Source organism: candidate division WOR-3 bacterium (assembly GCA_039804025.1).
Taxonomy (GTDB): domain Bacteria; phylum Hydrothermota; class Hydrothermia; order Hydrothermales; family JAJRUZ01; genus JBCNVI01.
The window spans coordinates 1-17,426 of record JBDRZP010000034.1 but is presented as its reverse complement, the minus strand read 5'-3'; the positions used below and the strand labels follow the sequence as shown (position 1 = coordinate 17,426).

Sequence of the window (17,426 nt, the reverse complement as noted above, 5' to 3'; positions counted from 1 at the left end):
GTCCGAAATATACCACTATTTTATTCTATCAAAAATTATTTATCAAAATTTGTCAAAGAGGAATTAAATACTATAGAAAAATATATAAATTCAGTTATGGTGTAAGAAAACCATTCAGAACTTCAATCTATTTTTGACAGGAATATATGGACTTTAAAAGAAGCAAAGAAATGGTTAAAAGAGCATGACTTTCAATATAGGACTTATGAAAGAACAAAAAATTATTATAGATTTCCACAACTCCCAGTAGAAAATTTTGAAAGATTTAGAATAAAAGATTTTGGGAAAGGAATAAAAGCAGTTATAGGGTTTGAAGAGGATTTGCCAAAAAAACATTGAAGAGGATTATAATATAAGTATGGAAAATTTAAAAGTAAATCCAGAAGAAATTGAAGAAATAAAAGAAGAAGCAAGGAAATTTTATAAAAATGCAAAAGAAACATTAAAAAAATCTCCTTTGGATGAGGACACAAAAATTTTTGAAGAAATGAAATATGTTCAAGAGGCTTATGGAGCTTTATGGCTTTCTATTTTAAAGGCTCTTGATTATGCATTATTAACAACAGGAAAAATAGATAAAGATAAATTGCCTGAAAGTTCTGATGGATATAGAGATTATATAAATAAATATTTATTGCATAAAAATGGAAAATTGAGAAAAATATTTGAAAGTTTATATAAAGGAATTCATATTGCAGGGTATTATAGAGGATTGAAAGAAACAAAAAGAGAAATAAATGCAGATTTTGAAAATGCAAAAGAATTTTTACAAAAATTAGGAATAGAAGTTGAAGATTAGACACTTAGATCCATAAATCAATATTTTATTTAAATGAAGTTTATAATGTTCCTTATAATGTATTTTTATGTTTTGAGTTTTCAAGCTAAATCTCAATTTACCTAACCAGATTTGATTTATTTAATTGATATATTTTAAAAGCAATTGGAGAAAAAATAGAATGTTAAATGATAAATAACATAAGTTAAATCTCTGAACTTTCTATGGAATTGATGAAATATTACATCAGAATTTTTATAAAATTGATTAAAAATATGCTTGATGAAGATAAAAATATAAAAATCCTTGTGTTTCAAAGAGAAATACTCTTGAAAAAAAGGAGAGAGGATGAGATAATAATAATATGAAACTTTTAAAAAGAAATAAATCGGTAAATATAAAAGGATTAAAAAAATTACTTGTTGATATAGTAAAAAAAATATTAGAAGGAAAAGCATATGAAATACCAGCTCTTTTCATATGGGGACCTCCTGGTGTCGGTAAATCAACAATCATTAAAGAGGTGGCAAAAGAATATAATTTAGAAGTTATAGATTTGAGACTCGCACAAATTGACCCCGCTGATCTTAGAGGCATTCCATTCCCAGATAAAGATACAAAAAGATTAGTCTGGTGGATCCCAGAATTCTTCCCAACAGATGGAAAAGGTTTCCTCTTTTTAGATGAGTTAAATTTAGCAGACCTTTCAATTCAAGCAACTGCCTATCAACTTGTTCTTGATAGAAGAGTTGGTAATTACAAACTCCCTGACGGCTGGTATGTAATAGCAGCTGGAAATAGAAAAGAAGATGCGGTAAATGTGTTTGATATGCCTGACCCTTTGGTTTCAAGATTTATTCATATAGAAGTAGAACCAGACCTTGATGTCTGGATTGAATGGGCAGTAGAAAAGGGAATATCCGAAGAAATAATTGCTTATTTGAAATATAAACCCGATAATTTTATTAACACAAAGCCTGATAGAATTTCAATTGCTTATCCCTGCCCAAGAACATGGGAATTTGCAAATACAATCTTGAAATTGACAAAAGATGTAGAAATGATTGCACTTGCTGTTGGAAACCCTGTTGCTGCTGATTTTATTGCTTTTTTAGAAGTATACAGGGAGTTGCCTGATATAGAAAAAGCTTTAGAGACAGGAGAAATAAATTTTCCACCCCGCGAAAAAACCTCCATATGGTGGGCTATTTCAACTGCTTTAGGCTTAAGACCTAAAAATCAAAAACATATAGATAATGTTGCAAAAATTTTACTTGAGATTAGAAAAAATTTTGTTGAATATGGTTCGTATATATTGAATTTAATTCTCAAAGATAATGAAAAGGGGTTAATGCTCATGAAAAGCAGATTTTATAAGGAGTTAAGAGAAGCATATTTTGATTCTCTGCTTTAAATCAAGGAGAAACCAATGAGAACAAAGGAATTTGAAAAGGCAATTGTAAAAGTGGTGATGGAGCACCCTTTTTTCAGAAGACTCTTATTAGAAACAGTTTTTGAAGAAGACTCGAATATACCCACTGCCTGTGTTTACGGGGACGGAAGATTTAAGATTAACACAGAATGGTTCAAAAATCTAACTGTATCTGATAGAGTTTTTGTTATACTCCATGAAATTTTGCATATTGCTTTATGTCACTTCATAAGATTAAATAATAGAGATATAACTTTATGGAACATAGCAACAGACCTTGCAATCAACTCTATGCTTGTGAATATGGGATTTGAAATTAATAAACTTAAAGAAACATCATTATTTCCCGAAAAGTTTGGTTTTGAAAAATGTCTATCAGCAGAAAAATACTATAGCCTTTTAATTCAAAATTTTGAAGAAATAAAAAAATCAGGATATCTTTACTTAAAAGGATTTGACAGCCATTACCCCTGTGATAACCAAATCACAGATTTAGTTGAAAGAAAATACAGTAAAGTATTAGGTGAAGTCTGGAATATGATAAAATCAAAGGGGAATTTACCAGGATGGTTTCAGGAGTTTGTGGAAGAGCTAAAGGAACCAAAAATTAACTGGAGGGTTATGCTTGGTAAATTTTTAATTCAGAATATAAGAGTGAAAACAGAATGGACAAGACCAAATAGAAGATATCTTGCTTACGATATTATTTATCCAACAAGAAGACAAAAAATTTTGGAGTTAGTTATCGCTGTCGATACATCAGGCTCAATTAGTAGTGAAGATTTAAAGGATTTCTTCAGTGAAATTAATGGTATTTTGAATTCTTTCAATTTTTATCATATTTATCTAATTCAGAATGATGCTAAAATTCAAAAAGTAGAAGAAATAAAATATCCTGATAAATTACCTGATACTATTGAAATAATTGGCAGAGGCGGAACAGATTTTAGACCAGTATTTAAGTATCTTGAAGAAAAAAGAATTATACTCCCTCTTATATTTTTCACAGATTTGTTGGGGAATTTTCCGGATAAGGCTCCACAATTTCCAGTGTTATGGATTTCAACAACAAAAAAGAAAGCCCCTTTTGGAATAACGGTAAGATATAAAAGGTAGAATTTTTATGAATGAAAGGTCAAAATATATTGAAGCAGTAAAAAAAATTTTTGAAAGTTATAAAATAAATTACAGAGAAGAAATAATAAGTAATATGTTTTTAGTTAAAAATGACGGATTATGGATTGTAGTATCAGGAAAAGAGGGAGAGAAAATCAAAAACTTAACAGCACTATTGCGAAAAAATCTCTTACCTTACTTAATTTTATATAATAGTTTGAAGGAAGAAACTTATATATGCGATTTGGGAAACGAATATAAAGGCAAAAAGTTTAAAACAATAAATTATGATTTTTATAAATTAAAAGATAACTGGTGGATTTTAACAAATTTATGGGTTGTAATAGAAAATGTTTTAAAAACACAAAAAATTTCAATTTTTTTGCCCTCTTCTAAACAAAAAGATGAATTAAACAATTATAAAAACCATAATTTAATTGTAAAAGTTTGTGACATAAAAGTTTCCCGTTACACAAGATTTTCTACATTTACTCTACTTTATAAAGATATCCCTCATTATTCTGTGATTTTTGAATTGGAAAGTATTTTTGGTAATTTTAAATATGAGAATGGATTTATAAAAATGATACCTTCAAATGAAAAGTTATTAACCACTGATTTTATTTTTGAGCTTGAAATTTTTTTTAAACTTTTAAGTAAGTTCATTAATAAAAATAAAGGTTTTGTTGGTTTAGGTGAAGTGATTTATACTGCCTTTAAAGAAAATCAGTTGAAAAAAAAATTGATAACAAAGAGAGAGTTACTCGAATATTTAGGGGTGGTGTTAAAAATGGACTTGAAAGGATTAATGGAATTTATCAAAAAAGAAAAAAGCCTTAAAAATAAAATTAAAAGAATAAAAGAAGAAATAAAAAATGGATTGTTTATAAATATGTATAAGTATGGAGGAAGTTATGGTGTATAATTTTAAAATAAAAAAAGGAGGCTAAGATGAAAAAGAAAAAAAGAAAAAGTAAAAAAGAAAAAATATGTATAAAATGCAAAAAGATATACAATCCTGAGTTAACATTTATAAAGATAACTGAGGAGATATACCTTTGTAAAGAGTGCTTTGATGAACTTCTTAAAACAACATCTGAAAAAGAAAATAAAACTCTTTAAAGTTAGATAAAATAAGATTTAGTCTGTAAATTATGAAAAAAGATTATGCTTTTGTAATTTATTATAACAAAAATAATAAATATAGTTTTAATGCATTAGTAGGCGCCATTGAAACTGAAGAATCCCTTAACAATATAAAGATTTACTTTATCAAAAATAAAAAAAATTTTATCACAGAAATTGAACATATAATTAAGGAACATAAAAAAGTAATAATTGGTATATCTTTTTTCACCACACAATTATGGGAAATAAATAAAATTGTTAAAACATTAAGAGAAAAATTTGGTAAAAAAATATTACTTATCTCAGGAGGACCCCATCCAACAGGAGACCCGGAAGGAACACTTAAAATGGGATTTGATATTGTTGTAAAAGGTGAAGGGGAAGAGACAATAACTGAACTTTTAAAAAAAATATGTAATGATGAAGATTTTAAAACTGTTAAAGGAATTACCTTCATTGATGATAATGGAGTTATGAAATTCACAGGTAAAAGAGAACAAGTTGACTTAAATAAATATCATCCCTTCGCAATAAAAAACGAGAAATTTGGACCTATTGAAATAACAAGGGGATGCCCTTTTGCCTGCTATTTCTGCCAGACTCCAAGAATTTTTGGTGCAAAGCTGAGACACAGAAGTATTGAGAATATATGTAAATATGTGGAGTATATGAAAAATAAAAATCTTTTAGATATAAGATTTATTACCCCAGATGCCTTCTTATACGGTTCAACTGATGGTAAAAAAATTAATATCCTTGAATTGGAAGAACTTCTGAAAAATATTCATAAAATTATTAAACCAGAAGGAAGAATTTTCTTTGGAACATTTCCATCAGAAGTTAGACCTGAACATGTAAATGAAGAAACAATAGAATTGATACTAAAGTATGCTGATAATGATAATATTACAATCGGTGCCCAATCTGGAAGTCAGAGAATTTTAGATTTATGTAACAGAGGACATACAGTAGAGGATGTCTATAATGCAGTAAAAATTACCCTAAAATCAGGTCTTAAAGCAAATGTAGATTTTATCTTTGGACTGCCTGGTGAAACTGAAGAAGATATTAACTTGACAATAAAGGTAATAGAAGATTTAACAAGAATGGGAGCTTACATTCATACACATGCATTTATACCTTTACCTCAAACACCCTTTGCTAAATCACCACCAAAAGGAGTTAATGAAAAGATCAAAAAAATTATAGGAAAAATAAGCTCAAAAGGATTTGCTTTCGGAAGCTGGCAAAAACAGGAAAAAGTTGCCTTTAAAATATACCAGTATCTAATAAATGGTAAAATATAAATTTTTTAATAATGTAAACCTAAACCCATACCAAAGTAAGGAAAGTAAAGAGGCTCACCTTCATATTCTATCCCTACAGGTATTGTTGCAATAAGAGCAATAGCATATTTCTTATGATGGTAGGTTAAAGAAATAAAGGGAGGAATTAGGGGAAAAATATTTGTTCCAAGGGGCTGGATATAAATATGAGAACCAACAGTTAAAAACTCAGGGTTTCCAAAACCAGATAATAATGAAATACCTATGGGAGCCCATATATCTTTAATTATTCCATCTCTTTGAGGTAAACCTAAAAAAAGAGAAGGTCTAAAATGGATTTTAAGCCCAAATCTTACAGGATCTGTTGGTGAAACAACCTTTCCATAAATTCCACCATCAATCTGTAGCCTTATATCTTTAGAACTTTGCTCATTTACTATATTATTAATTGAGGTTCCAAATCCATACCCTAATTCAATTTTTCTTAAAAAACTTTTAGATTTTTCATAATCCCCTCTTATACCACCGAACTTAAAATTTTCAATACCATAATGGAGAGAGACGCCCATTCTCTTTTCTGTTTTTGGTTCAAGAGTTTCATACATAAAAGGCATTGTCATACAGCTTAAAATAAATAGATTAAAGAGAATAAATATAAATCTTACCATAATAACCTCCTTTTTAATCTTTGTTTTCATAGTAAATTATATCATATTTTTTATTTTAATTTTCTCAAATCCCTTTTATATATTTCCCTAATTTTCAAAAAGGTTTTTTCATATAAATTGCTTTTAAAATCCGGGAAACTCGTTAAAAGGGGTCTAAATTTCCCTTTTTCATACCATAAGGTTATATCAGCATAAACTCCTCTTCCAAGATATATTTTATAACCACCTTCCTTAAAAGATGCTAAAACGAACTTGAAATAATCCATATAACCGGGATCTATATTAACTTTCCTTTTTCCTTCAATAGTAAATTTTTTTTCAATTTCCCATGTTATATACTTTATTTCAACAATTTTTGATGGATCAATTAGTTCCTTAAAGGAATAAAATATTCTCTTTATATTTTTACCCATTTCTTTTTCATAATAAGAAGTAAAATTAAAATCAAAACTTTCACTTTCATAATCAATCTCTCCAAAGGATTTTATAAGTTCTTCCTTAACCTTAAGTAATAAATCTTTTTCAGTGTAAAATAAACCTAAAATCAATTTACAGGGTAAAGGGCTTGCGGGTTCACTCATTTTATAAATCCCTTAACTTTTAAAATTAAATCCCTTTTTATATTCAGTTCCTCAAGAATTTTTATCATTTCCTTTTCTCCAATTTTTTTATAAAAAGTTTTTCCCTCTTTTATTCTATGAAAGTGTCCATCCTTTATATATATAATTCCATCCTTTACTTCCTTTGAAACAATAATGTGATTCATCATTTCAAATTCAAAAGATTTTTTCCAGGCTGATATAAAATCATCTTCACTTACTTTTTCTTTTTTTATTTTAAACCTGAATTTTTTAAATCCCTTTTCACTTTCCGTATAAACATATATACCGTCTTTTCTTTCTTCATAAATAAAATCATAGGCTGATGTTTTAAATTTAAATAAATCACTTTCAAGGGGAATAGGCTCATAAATCAGATATCCAACATCACATAGGTATTTTTTACCTTCAATCTCAAGGGAAATAAGGGTATGGGTATTTTCACCATAACTTCTATCTGCAAGTAAAAATTGGGGTTTAAAGCCTAAATATTCAAGGAAATTTTTTAAAAAATAAACAAGGGAAAAACAGGTTCCACCTCCCCCTTTTTCAAAGAAATCCTTGATGATATAATAGGGTGTTCTTAATTTTTTTTCAAAATTTTTGTTTTCTGCCTCAATTATCTTTGTTAAATTTTCATAGGGAATTTCTGAAAATATTTTAAGAACTTTTTTTAAAAAAAACAATTTATTTTCTTCTTTTTTTAAATTAAATTTTTCTGAGAGAAATTCAAAAGCCTTTAAATCCCTATCCTTTATTAACATTTATAAATAAATTCTACCTTTTCACTAATTTTATTCCAGTCAAATTCTCTTGAAAATTTTAATCCCCTTTCCCTTATTTTTTCTCTTAAAGATTTATCATTTATTAAAATTTCTATTTTTTCTGCAAGGTCCTTTTCATTTTTATTTTTAAATAAAAGTCCATTTATCCCATTTTTTATAACCTCGTTATAACCTTCTATATCCGAAGATATAACCGGAACACCTGATGCCATTGCTTCAATCAAAACAATACCAAAAGTCTCTCCTCCTATTGCAGGTGATACATAAATATCAGCACTCCTATAAATTTTTGGTAACTCATCAGGTTCAACAAACCCGAAAAATCTTACATTTAGATTATTTTCTTCAGCATACTTTTTTGAAATAGTAAATAATGGACCCTTTCCAACCATCCAGAATTCTATTTCCCTATAACCTTTTTCCCTTAAAATTTTAGCAGCCTTTAAGAAAATTAAAGGACCTTTTCTTTTTTCAAATCTTCCAACATATAAAACTGTAAAATTATTTTTCTCAATTTTTTTTCCTTCAGGATTAAACCTTTTTGTATCAACACCATTTGGAATGATAACATAATTTCCAAAGGGAAAATATTTTTCAATTTCCCTCTTTGCTTTTTTTGACACACAGATAACTCTATCAATTTTTTTAAAACTTTCCTTATAAAATATTCTTGCCAATCTATAAAAATTAAAACCTACAAAGGCAGTATGAAAAGTGGCTATATTCTTTGAACGGGAAAAAATTAAGGCATGGTAAGGCAAATTGTGACCAAGCGGTCCATGAGTATGAACTATATCAAATTCCTCCTTAAAAATTTCTCTTAATTTTTTTCTTAAATATTTTTCCCATGTAAAAGTTATCTGGGTAAAGTTGAGTGGTAAAATATGAACTTTTCCAACTCTTAAAACACAATTTTCTTCTTTTTCACCCTGATTATAAGAAGCAGTGAGGATTTTAACAATATGTCCCCTTTCTCTTAAAGCTTTTGATAGGTGATACATATGCTCGGATACTCCACCTGGAAATGGATAATAGGCATCAGAAACCATTAAAATTTTCATATAAATTTATTTAAAACTCTTGATTCTATTTCAAGAAGTATTGATGGAGTTTTCGCTCCTTTAATTAAATAAGAAAGCGAAAGAGTTTCAAGTAAATGGATTATTGCAAGAATAAGAAGAATTGATAGAAAAAATAAAAATATGCTTCCTAAAAGTTTGTCCCAAAAAGAAAGACCTAAACTTTTAATGGCTTTTTCTCCAATTTTAAAGAGAATGGCAAATAATACAATTGAAAATAAAAAAATTAAGATAAAGGTTAAAAAGTGTGAGAAGGGAATAAATTTGGGTAAAAATTTTTTTAGAAGAGGAGAGAGATTATAGGAAAGGAGAAAAGAAAAAGCAAGGGAAAACCAGGAAGTTATAAGACGCCATAAACCGTAAATAACTCCTATTAAGACAGAAAGGAGCAAAACAAAAAATGTAAAAATATCAAAAGGATGCATTTTAATTAATTATGCACTTAAAATATTAAATATGTCACTTTCTTTTATTATAAGAGAAACATATACAGGAATCAAAAATAATCTAAGGATGGCTTTTACAAGTGTTTTAATTATGTCCTTTTCTTTATTTTTCTTTATTTTTTTTGTGATATTAACTTTAAATTCCTTTAATGTTATATATGAAAGATCCTCTAAATTAATGTTTGAGGTTTATCATACAGAAAATCTTAATGATAAAAGTTTAAATTTTTTAGCAGATATTTTAAAATCCTTAAGGGGTGTATATAAAGTAGAGTATATTGATTCAAAAAAGGGAAGAGAATTTTTTTTAAATGATTATCCAGAATATAAGGAATTATTAACTCTTTTTAATGAAGATATATTTCCCCCAAAATTTACACTTCACTTAAAGCCCTATTTACTTTTAAGAGGAGAGATAATGGAATTAAAATCCTTTATTTTAAGACTTCCCTTTGTTAAAGAAGTTTATTTTGGCGAGGAATATATTTTAAAGATTTTCAAAATCCTTTTATTTTTGATTTTTATTGATATTTTTTTCTTCTTTTTCCTTTTATTTTTACTTACAATAACAATCCTCCAAACACTCAGATTAACGATAAGGTCAAGATTAAATCTTATTGAACTTTTATATCTTGTTGGTTCAGATGAGGAATACATTAGATCTCCCTTTGCACTTGAAGGTTCTCTATACGGTCTTTCAGGTTCTATAATAGCAGTAATACTTTCTCTTTTATTCTTTTCATTTCTTAAAAAATTTTTTGGAATAAGTTTTAATTTTGTATTTACAGTTTTAATTTCAATGGTTGCCTTCGGAACACTTCTTGGATTCCTTTCTTCACAGATAGCTCTGTCAGATATAAAGAAAATATGAGTATACTTCTTTTAATAATTATAAATGCAGGTTTAAAATCCAAGATTGATTCTTTAAATCTTGAATTAAAAAAAATAAGGGAAGAAAGAAAAATCCTTGAAAAAGAGGAAACCAAGACACTCTATTCCCTTGAATCCCTTAATAAAGAAATACAAGTTTTAAGTGAACTGGAAAAATCACTAATTTCAGAGAGAATTTCTCTTGAAAGGGAAATTTCAGATCTTGAGAATTTAATCAAAGAGAATGAAAAAGAGCTTGAAAAAACAAAAGATGTAATTAAAGAGTTTCTTATTTCACTTTATAAATATGGGAAATTAAGTCCTTTAAATATAATAAGGGGTCAAGGTTCTTTTTTAAATTTTTATACAGGGCTACTTGCTCTTAAAAAGGGTATTGAATTTAAAAAAGAACTTCTTGAAAGAGGTACCTTACTTTTAAAAAATTTGGAGGAAAAAAAAGAATCCTATAATTTAAAGGTTAAAAATTTAAAAGAAATTGAGGTAGTAACAGCTGAGAAGAAAATGGAACTCCTTGAGAGCAGAAAGGAAAAGGAAAAAATTTTACAGGAGCTGAGAAAAAAGAAAAAAGAACAGGAAAAACTTGAAATAGAACTTACCTATCAGGTTAAGAAATTTGAGGAATTACTTGAAAAAATTGAAAGAGAAAGAATGGCAAAAGTTAAAAAGGAAATACCTGAAAAAATTCCTAAAAGGGTTTTTAACTGGCCTATAAAGGGTGAAATAGTTTCTTATTTTGGTAACCTCTGGCATCCTGAATATAAAACAAAGGTTAAAAACAATGGAATCGATATAAGGGGGAAACCAGGTGATAAAGTTTATTCAGCAGATGCAGGAGTTGTTGTTTATTCTGACTTATTTATGGGTTACGGTTTAACTGTTATAATAGACCATGGAGACGGTTTTTATACAGTTTATGCTGGACTCTCAAAAATATATGTTTTTCCTGGAAAGGCAGTATCAAGGGGAGAGCCCCTCGGGGAGGTGGGAATTTCAATTTTTAGTTCAAATTATACCTTGCATTTTGAAGTAAGATATGGTGGGAAAGCTTTGGATCCTCTCTTGTTTTTACCCTTTGAGAGTTAATTTTTTAAAAATGTGATTTAAATCATGGAAAAATTTTTTTAGCATTTAATATAATATATAGGATGGAAGAATATAAAAATTATTACGAGATTCTGGGTGTAAAGCTTACGGCTTCAATTGGGGAAATAGAAAAAGCTTTTAAAAAACTTATAATAGATTTACATCCTGATAAATTTAAAAAATTTGGGGAAGAGGTTTATAAGAAGGCTGTGGAAAGGTTTACCCTTATAAATGAGGCATACAGTATTTTATCAAACCCTGAAAAGAGAAAAAAGTATGATGAGATGTTAAAAAGTGGTAATTTTACTCCACCACAGATAAAGGCAAAAAAAGTTCAGGCGAGAAATGCTTTTAATATGGGAAAAGAAGTTTTTGAAAAAGGAGAATATGCAAAAGCGGGAATGTATTTTAAGTCAGCACTTTTGCTTGACCCTATGTTTCATGAAGCAAGAGCATACCTTGCAATAAGTTATGTAAGGTCAAACAGAAAAAAAGAAGAGGTTCTTGAAATTTTAAAAATATTTGATAATCATATGGATGAAATTAATGATCCTGAACTATTCTACATAATAGCGAGAGCATACCTTGCTGCAGGTGAGAAGAATAAAGCTAAGGAGGTTCTTGAAAAAGGTTTAAAACTTTTTAAAAATAATGATAAATTAAATAAACTGTATAAAGAAATTGGTGGAATTTTTAAAATTTTTCCTTTTAAATAATCTAATTTTAAATAATTTTGATTCAAAAAAAATTGAATTTTGGAATAAAGCTACCTATTATATCTATGAACCAGATTCAGTCTATAAATACTTAAAAAAGTTTTTAAACATATCTGATTTTGAAGATTCTATAAAAGTTCTCCCCCTTTTTTTACTTTCCGGAATTGAACTCAAAAAGGAAAAACTATCAGATTACAAAAAATATTTTAATTATTTAGATGAAAAGTACTTTAAATTACTTACAATTTTTGAAAATATTGAGAAAACTTTTTTTGAAAATGTTTCCTTAAAGGATACCTTTTTATATTATGCATATCTTTTAAATGCCATTAATTTTAAAAAAGAAATTAATTTTGATTTTGTAAAAAAGGAACCTGAATTTTTATTTGCCTATTCTTTTATGAAGTTTAATTCAGGGAATATAAATGAAGCTGAAAGATTTTTAAATGAATTTTTAAAAGATAAAAAGAATTATTATAGCGATTTTTATGATGATGCCCTTTACCTTTTATCTTTAATAGAAAGATTAAAAGGAAATGAGAGTAAAGAGATTTACTATCTTTTGAGAATAAAGGATGAATTTCCATTAACTGATTATAAATACGAACTTTTTTTACGACTTTTATCCTTATACTTTGATAGAGAAGAATATTCAAAAATACTTGAAATTAGAAATGAAATAAAACCCTTTTTTAACCGGCTTATTCCATATTTTTACGCTTCTTTTGCTTTTGAAGGAAAGGTGGATTCTGCAGAAAATATAATAATACTTATAAAGGGAGAGGAAAGGAGAGATTCTATAAGATATTTTACAGAGGATAAACTTATAAAAAGGAAAAAATATGATATAGCTGAGAAAATTCTTGATAAATTTGAAAATAAAGAAAGTGATAAATATTTTAAATTATCCCTTGATGTGTTTTTTTTGAATGAAAGGGATAATAGATTAAAGGAAATTTTTCTTAAAGAAAAAGATGAAAAAAGAAGATTTTTGATAAGTAAGACTCTTGGAAAGCTATATTTTAAAAAGGAAAATTACAGAGAGAGTAAAAAATACTATCAGATTGCTTATGATATAATGAAAAGGGATGATATTTTATATTCCCTTCTTTTTACAAAATTTAAATTGGGTGAAATTGATGAGGAGAGTTTTTACAGGGATTTTTTGAAAGAAGCAAAAGATACATTGTTAATAAAAAAGACCCGTTCAGATTTTCATTTTTATCTTAAAAAAAGAGACAGATTCAGGGATAGTGAGGAAAATTTAGTTTCCCTTTTAAATTTATGTAAGGATAAGGAGGAAAAAAAATTTTTTCTTAAGGAACTTTATGAAATTGAAAGATTTTTAAAGAACGATTCCCTTTTTCTCGAAATTTTAAAGAAAAATTCTAAAAATGATATTTCTTCTTTTACCGCTCTTTTAGCCTTTGAGTATATGATAGAAAGAAATTTTCCAGAGGAAAAAGTTTTTTCCTTTCTTTCCAATTTTGAGATTGAAAGTAATGAAGACGGGAGAAAATTATTTTATAAACTCTCGGAACTTTATTTAAAGAAAGAAAAATTCAAGGAAGCAAAGGTTCTTTTAAAAGATTTGATTAATGAAAGGGATTCAATTTCAGATAAGGCAATATTAAAGTTAGGTGAAATATCCATAATAGAAAAGAATCTTTCCCTACTTGATACAGTTATAGATTACCTGGTTAATAATTTTGAAAAGGATAATCCTTTTATTTATTATTTTCTTGCTCAGAAAGAAGAATTCAAAGGTAATAATGAAAGGGCAATAGAACTTTATGAAAAAGCTGCAATAAATTTTAAAATGGATAGGAACGGTGCAGCAAGAATGCTTTTAAAAGCAGCTCTTATTTCCCCTCCTGAAAAAAAAGACCTTTATTTTAAAAGGGCTATAATCCTTGCAGAAGATGAAAAATTAAAAAAAGAAATAGAGGAAAAGTGGAAAAAGGAAATGTTTTGAATTTAAAATTAAAAATGTTAAAACTTATTATCCTCCTTTTTATGCTATTAGAAACCTGTGATTTCGGAAAGGAAAGAATTTCACCTTCTGATATAAGGGTTGAAGTTCTTAATGCAACCGGAGAATTACATCTCGCAAGGATAATTTCAATGGAATTAAGAAGGAATGGTTTTGATGTGATAAGATTCAGTAATGCTGATGATACTTTAAGTAAAACGGTAATAATTGAGAGAAAAAGTCCTGATAAAAAGTATGCAAAAATACTTGCTAATGTAATAGGTGTAAATAGAATAGATTTTGAGCCAGATCCACAGAGAATATGTGAAGTTACACTTATCATAGGAAAGGATTATAAGAAGGTATTTAAGAATAATCTTTTTCTGTGGAAATAGCAAAATACATTTCAGAATTAATTTACAATAAAAAAGGTGAAAATATTTTAATTATTGATGTAAGGGATGTTTTAAAAGGGATATGTGATTACTTTATAATTGCAACCTCTCTTTCTGATGAGCATGCAAGAAGTATTGCTGATGAAATTGAGATGAAATTAAAAAAGGAAAAGGGAATTTTAATTAATCATATTGAAGGTTATGAAAACGGTAAATGGGTTCTTGTAGATGCAGGCGAAGTTGTTGTTCATATTTTTGATGAGGAAACAAGAAATTTTTATGATCTTGAGTCCCTTTATGAAAATAATAAAAAAATAAGATATGATGAGGTTAATAGAACTTAAAGATTTAATAAGGAAAATAGTTGAGGGAAAATTTGGAGAAAGTGTTAATATTGAAATTGAAGAGCCTTCAATAAAGGAGCTTGATGCAGATCTTTCTTTTCCAGCCTTTGAAATTTTAAAAAAGGATAAGGAAAAGCTTCATGGGTTAATTGAAGAATTAAGGAAAACTGATTTTTTTGAAAAGGTTGAACTCATAAAGGGATTTGTCAATTTAAAGATAAAAAATGAAGTTATTTTTGATGCTGTAAAAATTCTTTTTAAAAGTCCAAAAAAATATTTTAAAGGTAATAAAAAAAGGGAAAAGGTTTTAATTGAATATATATCGGCTAATCCAACAGGTCCACTGAATGTGGCAAATGCGAGGGCTGCCTGTATAGGAGATTTATTGACGAAGGCTTATAGGATTAGTGGATTTATTTCCCATTCAGAATATTACTATAATGATGCAGGAAGACAGGTGGAGCTTTTAGGAATTTCATTAAGAGAAAGGGTTAAGGAACTTAAAGGAGAAAACTTTCAAATTCCTGAGGATGGTTATTATGGAGAATATTTAAAGGATCTGGCAAGGGAATATTTAAGGGAAAAAAGTAATTTGAGTTTTGAAGAGTTTGCTTTAAAAAAAATAATAGAAATGCAAAAAAAATCCCTTAAAAAATTTAAAACAGAATTTACAAATTATGTTTATGAAAGTGAAATAAGAAAAAGTTCTTTAATAGAGGAGACCCTTGAGAGGTTGAAAAATTATATATATAAGGAAGAAGGAGCTATTTTTTTTAAAAGCACGGAATTTGGTGATGAAAAAGATAGGGTTCTTGTAAAATCAAATGGTGAGTATACCTATTTTCTTACTGATATTGCCTATCATCTATATAAAATTAAAAGAGGTTATGATTATATTATAAACTTATGGGGTCCTGACCATCATGGATATATAAAAAGAATGGAAGGTGCTTTAAAGGCTCTTTCCTTTGAGAATTTTTATGTTTTAATTGTTCAGCAGGTAAATTTAAGAAGGGGAAATGAGCTTGTGAGAATGAGTAAAAGAAAAGGTGAAATTTATTCCCTCTTAGATTTAATAGAAGAGGTTGGAAAGGATGCTGCAAGATTTTTCCTTTTATTAAGAGCACCTTCTTCACCACTTGATTTTGACCTTGAACTTGCAAAGAGGATGAGTATAGATAATCCTTTGTATTATGTTCAGTATGCTCATGCAAGAACAAATCAGATTATAGAGTTTGCTAAAAAAAGGGGTTTTGATAAGGTTTTTGTTCCCTTAAAAATAAATTTTGATGAAAAGGAAAGGGAAATTTTAAAAAAGATGTTTTTGTTTCAGGATATTTATGAAAAAATAAGAAAGGGATTTTTGACACACCTTTTGCCAAATAAATTAATTGAACTTGCATCTACTTTTCATTCCTTTTATCAATCTGAAAGGATAGTGGATGAAAAAGAGAAGGAAAAAACTTTAAAAAGGCTATTTATTGTTTATTCTTTAAAAAATCTTTTAAAATTTACTCTTAATTCAATGGGAGTAAGTGCACCTTTAAAAATGTAATGGAACCGATTGTCCAGTGTATAAAGGTTACAAAAATATATGAAGGGAGATTCAAAGCCCTTGATGATGTTAATTTAGAAATTAAAAAGGGAGAATTTGTTTTTATTGTAGGTCCAACAGGAGCAGGGAAAACTACTTTATTAAGGCATATTTATATGTCTGAATTTCCTGATGATGGAGAAGTAAGGGTTCTTGAGTATTCCTCAAGGTATGTAACGAGAAAGGAGATAAACTTTTTGAGGAGAAAAATTGGGATAATTTTTCAAGACTTTAAACTTTTAAATGATAGGAATGCTCTTTTAAATGTTTCACTTGCCCTTGAAGCAATTGGAGAGAATCCTAAGAAAGCAAGAGAAAAGGCTCTTAATATTCTATATAATCTTGGTATGCTTTCAAAGGCAGAGAAAAGCATTTACGAACTTTCAGGTGGTGAGAAACAAAAAGTTGCTATAGCAAGGGCTCTTGTTAGGGAGCCTGTAATTCTCATTGCAGATGAGCCAACAGGTAATATTGACCCGAAAGCTCAGGAGGAGATAATGAGTTTACTTCAAGAAATTCATTCAAAAGGGACCACAATTTTAATGGCAACTCATAATTATTCTCTGATTGAAAGGATAAAGATTAAAAGAATTATATATATGGAATACGGAAAAATAAAAAGGGAACAAAAATGATATTTTATTTGAAATTTTATTTTTTAATTTTTTAAAATAAAATCATGTTTGATTTAACACCTCAGCAGGAATTCTTATATATAAGACTTTCAAGTTATATTTTGCTTTTAGCAGTATTTTTGTTATGGTTTTCCTTTCTCTTAACCGGGATAATAGCAAGGAGATTTGAAAAGGTTTTAAGGCTAAAAACTGGATGGTTTTTTATAATGATTGCTCCGACAGGACTATTTCTTTATGGAATATTTTTCCTTTATTCTGCTTTTCAGGGTAAGGTAAAAATGAGTCCTGAAATGACTTTAATTTCTTACGCACTTTTTTTTATTGGGGGACTTTTAACCTTTATAAGTTTCAGGAGTTTTTTGAATGTGGTAAAGGGAGGGTTTAAAAGATGAAATTTGATTTAAGGGCTGAACTTTTATTTTTTGCAGGAACAATTTTATTTATGTTTTCTCTTTTTTATTTTTCAGGAATTCTTTCCA

21 protein-coding genes are annotated in these 17,426 nt (G+C 28.0%); 16 read left to right on the top strand and 5 right to left on the bottom strand.

The annotated features are described in order from the left end of the window. The first annotated feature begins 358 nt into the window (after positions 1-358). The 7 genes from ABIN73_09680 to ABIN73_09650 all read left to right on the top strand — a co-directional run bounded on the left by ABIN73_09680 (position 359) and on the right by ABIN73_09650 (position 5,761). Positions 359-799 (top strand): DUF5618 family protein, encoded by a 441-nt coding sequence (locus ABIN73_09680; protein MEO0269995.1) that lies wholly within the window; start codon positions 359-361, stop codon positions 797-799. A 212-nt stretch (positions 800-1,011) separates the two neighbouring features. After that, on the top strand, positions 1,012-1,146 hold the full coding sequence (locus tag ABIN73_09675; GenBank protein MEO0269994.1) for a hypothetical protein: 135 nt from the start codon (positions 1,012-1,014) through the stop codon (positions 1,144-1,146). Next, on the top strand, positions 1,143-2,192 hold the full coding sequence (locus ABIN73_09670; protein ID MEO0269993.1) for a MoxR family ATPase: 1,050 nt from the start codon (positions 1,143-1,145) through the stop codon (positions 2,190-2,192). Before ABIN73_09675 ends, ABIN73_09670 begins: the two co-directional genes overlap by 4 nt. 15 nt (positions 2,193-2,207) lie before the next feature. Beyond that, positions 2,208-3,326, top strand: a complete 1,119-nt coding sequence (locus ABIN73_09665) for a VWA-like domain-containing protein (protein ID MEO0269992.1) — start codon at positions 2,208-2,210, stop codon at positions 3,324-3,326. Between the two features lie 7 nt (positions 3,327-3,333). After that, positions 3,334-4,251, top strand: coding sequence for a hypothetical protein (locus ABIN73_09660; GenBank protein ID MEO0269991.1), 918 nt, complete (start codon positions 3,334-3,336; stop codon positions 4,249-4,251). Positions 4,252-4,277: 26 nt separating this feature from the next. Continuing rightward, complete coding sequence (locus tag ABIN73_09655) at positions 4,278-4,448, top strand: hypothetical protein (GenBank protein ID MEO0269990.1); 171 nt, start codon at positions 4,278-4,280, stop codon at positions 4,446-4,448. Positions 4,449-4,480: 32 nt separating this feature from the next. After that, complete coding sequence (locus tag ABIN73_09650) at positions 4,481-5,761, top strand: TIGR04013 family B12-binding domain/radical SAM domain-containing protein (GenBank protein ID MEO0269989.1); 1,281 nt, start codon at positions 4,481-4,483, stop codon at positions 5,759-5,761. Between the two features lie 5 nt (positions 5,762-5,766). Here ABIN73_09650 and ABIN73_09645 read toward each other — a convergent pair whose 3' ends face one another. From ABIN73_09645 to ABIN73_09625, 5 genes are read right to left on the bottom strand one after another with little or no spacing between them, the layout of a single operon-like run. After that, positions 5,767-6,438, bottom strand: a complete 672-nt coding sequence (locus tag ABIN73_09645; protein MEO0269988.1) for a hypothetical protein — start codon at positions 6,436-6,438, stop codon at positions 5,767-5,769. A gap of 20 nt (positions 6,439-6,458) precedes the next feature. Then, positions 6,459-6,989: a DUF4416 family protein gene (locus ABIN73_09640; GenBank protein MEO0269987.1), complete on the bottom strand. Its 531-nt coding sequence runs from the start codon at positions 6,987-6,989 to the stop codon at positions 6,459-6,461. Next, positions 6,986-7,771 carry an arylamine N-acetyltransferase gene (locus ABIN73_09635; GenBank protein MEO0269986.1) on the bottom strand — a complete coding sequence of 262 codons (786 nt, stop codon included), beginning with the start codon at positions 7,769-7,771 and terminating at the stop codon, positions 6,986-6,988. Before ABIN73_09635 ends, ABIN73_09640 begins: the two co-directional genes overlap by 4 nt. Next, entirely contained in the window at positions 7,765-8,853 is a 1,089-nt protein-coding gene (locus ABIN73_09630) for a glycosyltransferase family 4 protein (protein MEO0269985.1), read from the bottom strand. The genes ABIN73_09635 and ABIN73_09630 overlap by 7 nt, the downstream gene beginning before the upstream one ends. Next, complete coding sequence (locus ABIN73_09625; GenBank protein MEO0269984.1) at positions 8,850-9,296, bottom strand: CvpA family protein; 447 nt, start codon at positions 9,294-9,296, stop codon at positions 8,850-8,852. The genes ABIN73_09630 and ABIN73_09625 overlap by 4 nt, the downstream gene beginning before the upstream one ends. 31 nt (positions 9,297-9,327) lie before the next feature. On the opposite strand from ABIN73_09625, the gene ABIN73_09620 reads away from it, so the two are divergent. The 9 genes from ABIN73_09620 to ABIN73_09580 all read left to right on the top strand — a co-directional run bounded on the left by ABIN73_09620 (position 9,328) and on the right by ABIN73_09580 (position 17,339). Beyond that, a complete protein-coding gene (locus ABIN73_09620) occupies positions 9,328-10,188 on the top strand; it encodes a permease-like cell division protein FtsX (GenBank protein MEO0269983.1) in 861 nt (286 codons plus the stop codon). Beyond that, positions 10,185-11,291, top strand: coding sequence for a peptidoglycan DD-metalloendopeptidase family protein (locus ABIN73_09615; protein MEO0269982.1), 1,107 nt, complete (start codon positions 10,185-10,187; stop codon positions 11,289-11,291). The genes ABIN73_09620 and ABIN73_09615 overlap by 4 nt, the downstream gene beginning before the upstream one ends. A 62-nt stretch (positions 11,292-11,353) precedes the next feature. Then, on the top strand, positions 11,354-12,007 hold the full coding sequence (locus ABIN73_09610) for a DnaJ domain-containing protein (GenBank protein MEO0269981.1): 654 nt from the start codon (positions 11,354-11,356) through the stop codon (positions 12,005-12,007). Continuing rightward, a complete protein-coding gene (locus ABIN73_09605; protein ID MEO0269980.1) occupies positions 11,976-13,982 on the top strand; it encodes a hypothetical protein in 2,007 nt (668 codons plus the stop codon). Before ABIN73_09610 ends, ABIN73_09605 begins: the two co-directional genes overlap by 32 nt. A 14-nt stretch (positions 13,983-13,996) precedes the next feature. Next, a complete protein-coding gene (locus ABIN73_09600) occupies positions 13,997-14,374 on the top strand; it encodes a LytR C-terminal domain-containing protein (protein MEO0269979.1) in 378 nt (125 codons plus the stop codon). Beyond that, complete coding sequence (gene rsfS, locus ABIN73_09595) at positions 14,365-14,718, top strand: ribosome silencing factor (GenBank protein ID MEO0269978.1); 354 nt, start codon at positions 14,365-14,367, stop codon at positions 14,716-14,718. Before ABIN73_09600 ends, rsfS begins: the two co-directional genes overlap by 10 nt. Then, positions 14,696-16,273, top strand: coding sequence for an arginine--tRNA ligase (gene argS, locus ABIN73_09590; protein ID MEO0269977.1), 1,578 nt, complete (start codon positions 14,696-14,698; stop codon positions 16,271-16,273). Before rsfS ends, argS begins: the two co-directional genes overlap by 23 nt. Further along, positions 16,273-16,947: an ATP-binding cassette domain-containing protein gene (locus ABIN73_09585; protein MEO0269976.1), complete on the top strand. Its 675-nt coding sequence runs from the start codon at positions 16,273-16,275 to the stop codon at positions 16,945-16,947. The genes argS and ABIN73_09585 overlap by 1 nt, the downstream gene beginning before the upstream one ends. A 44-nt stretch (positions 16,948-16,991) precedes the next feature. Continuing rightward, on the top strand, positions 16,992-17,339 hold the full coding sequence (locus tag ABIN73_09580) for a hypothetical protein (GenBank protein MEO0269975.1): 348 nt from the start codon (positions 16,992-16,994) through the stop codon (positions 17,337-17,339). Positions 17,340-17,426: the final 87 nt, after the last annotated feature.

Excerpts from the sequence above, each read along its gene's own strand:
- ABIN73_09625 (MEO0269984.1), bottom strand. The coding sequence starts at position 9,296 with ATGCATCCTTTTGATATTTTTACATTTTTTGTTTTGCTCCTTTCTGTC.
- argS (MEO0269977.1), top strand. The coding sequence starts at position 14,696 with ATGATGAGGTTAATAGAACTTAAAGATTTAATAAGGAAAATAGTTGAG.
- ABIN73_09670 (MEO0269993.1), top strand. The coding sequence starts at position 1,143 with ATGAAACTTTTAAAAAGAAATAAATCGGTAAATATAAAAGGATTAAAA.
- ABIN73_09635 (MEO0269986.1), bottom strand. The coding sequence starts at position 7,771 with ATGTTAATAAAGGATAGGGATTTAAAGGCTTTTGAATTTCTCTCAGAA.
- ABIN73_09620 (MEO0269983.1), top strand. The coding sequence starts at position 9,328 with ATGTCACTTTCTTTTATTATAAGAGAAACATATACAGGAATCAAAAAT.
- ABIN73_09600 (MEO0269979.1), top strand. The coding sequence starts at position 13,997 with ATGTTAAAACTTATTATCCTCCTTTTTATGCTATTAGAAACCTGTGAT.
- ABIN73_09585 (MEO0269976.1), top strand. The coding sequence starts at position 16,273 with ATGGAACCGATTGTCCAGTGTATAAAGGTTACAAAAATATATGAAGGG.
- ABIN73_09660 (MEO0269991.1), top strand. The coding sequence starts at position 3,334 with ATGAATGAAAGGTCAAAATATATTGAAGCAGTAAAAAAAATTTTTGAA.
- ABIN73_09610 (MEO0269981.1), top strand. The coding sequence starts at position 11,354 with ATGGAAGAATATAAAAATTATTACGAGATTCTGGGTGTAAAGCTTACG.
- ABIN73_09665 (MEO0269992.1), top strand. The coding sequence starts at position 2,208 with ATGAGAACAAAGGAATTTGAAAAGGCAATTGTAAAAGTGGTGATGGAG.
- ABIN73_09650 (MEO0269989.1), top strand. The coding sequence starts at position 4,481 with ATGAAAAAAGATTATGCTTTTGTAATTTATTATAACAAAAATAATAAA.
- ABIN73_09645 (MEO0269988.1), bottom strand. The coding sequence starts at position 6,438 with ATGAAAACAAAGATTAAAAAGGAGGTTATTATGGTAAGATTTATATTT.
- ABIN73_09640 (MEO0269987.1), bottom strand. The coding sequence starts at position 6,989 with ATGAGTGAACCCGCAAGCCCTTTACCCTGTAAATTGATTTTAGGTTTA.
- ABIN73_09655 (MEO0269990.1), top strand. The coding sequence starts at position 4,278 with ATGAAAAAGAAAAAAAGAAAAAGTAAAAAAGAAAAAATATGTATAAAA.
- ABIN73_09580 (MEO0269975.1), top strand. The coding sequence starts at position 16,992 with ATGTTTGATTTAACACCTCAGCAGGAATTCTTATATATAAGACTTTCA.
- ABIN73_09680 (MEO0269995.1), top strand. The coding sequence starts at position 359 with ATGGAAAATTTAAAAGTAAATCCAGAAGAAATTGAAGAAATAAAAGAA.
- ABIN73_09615 (MEO0269982.1), top strand. The coding sequence starts at position 10,185 with ATGAGTATACTTCTTTTAATAATTATAAATGCAGGTTTAAAATCCAAG.
- ABIN73_09630 (MEO0269985.1), bottom strand. The coding sequence starts at position 8,853 with ATGAAAATTTTAATGGTTTCTGATGCCTATTATCCATTTCCAGGTGGA.
- ABIN73_09675 (MEO0269994.1), top strand. The coding sequence starts at position 1,012 with ATGAAATATTACATCAGAATTTTTATAAAATTGATTAAAAATATGCTT.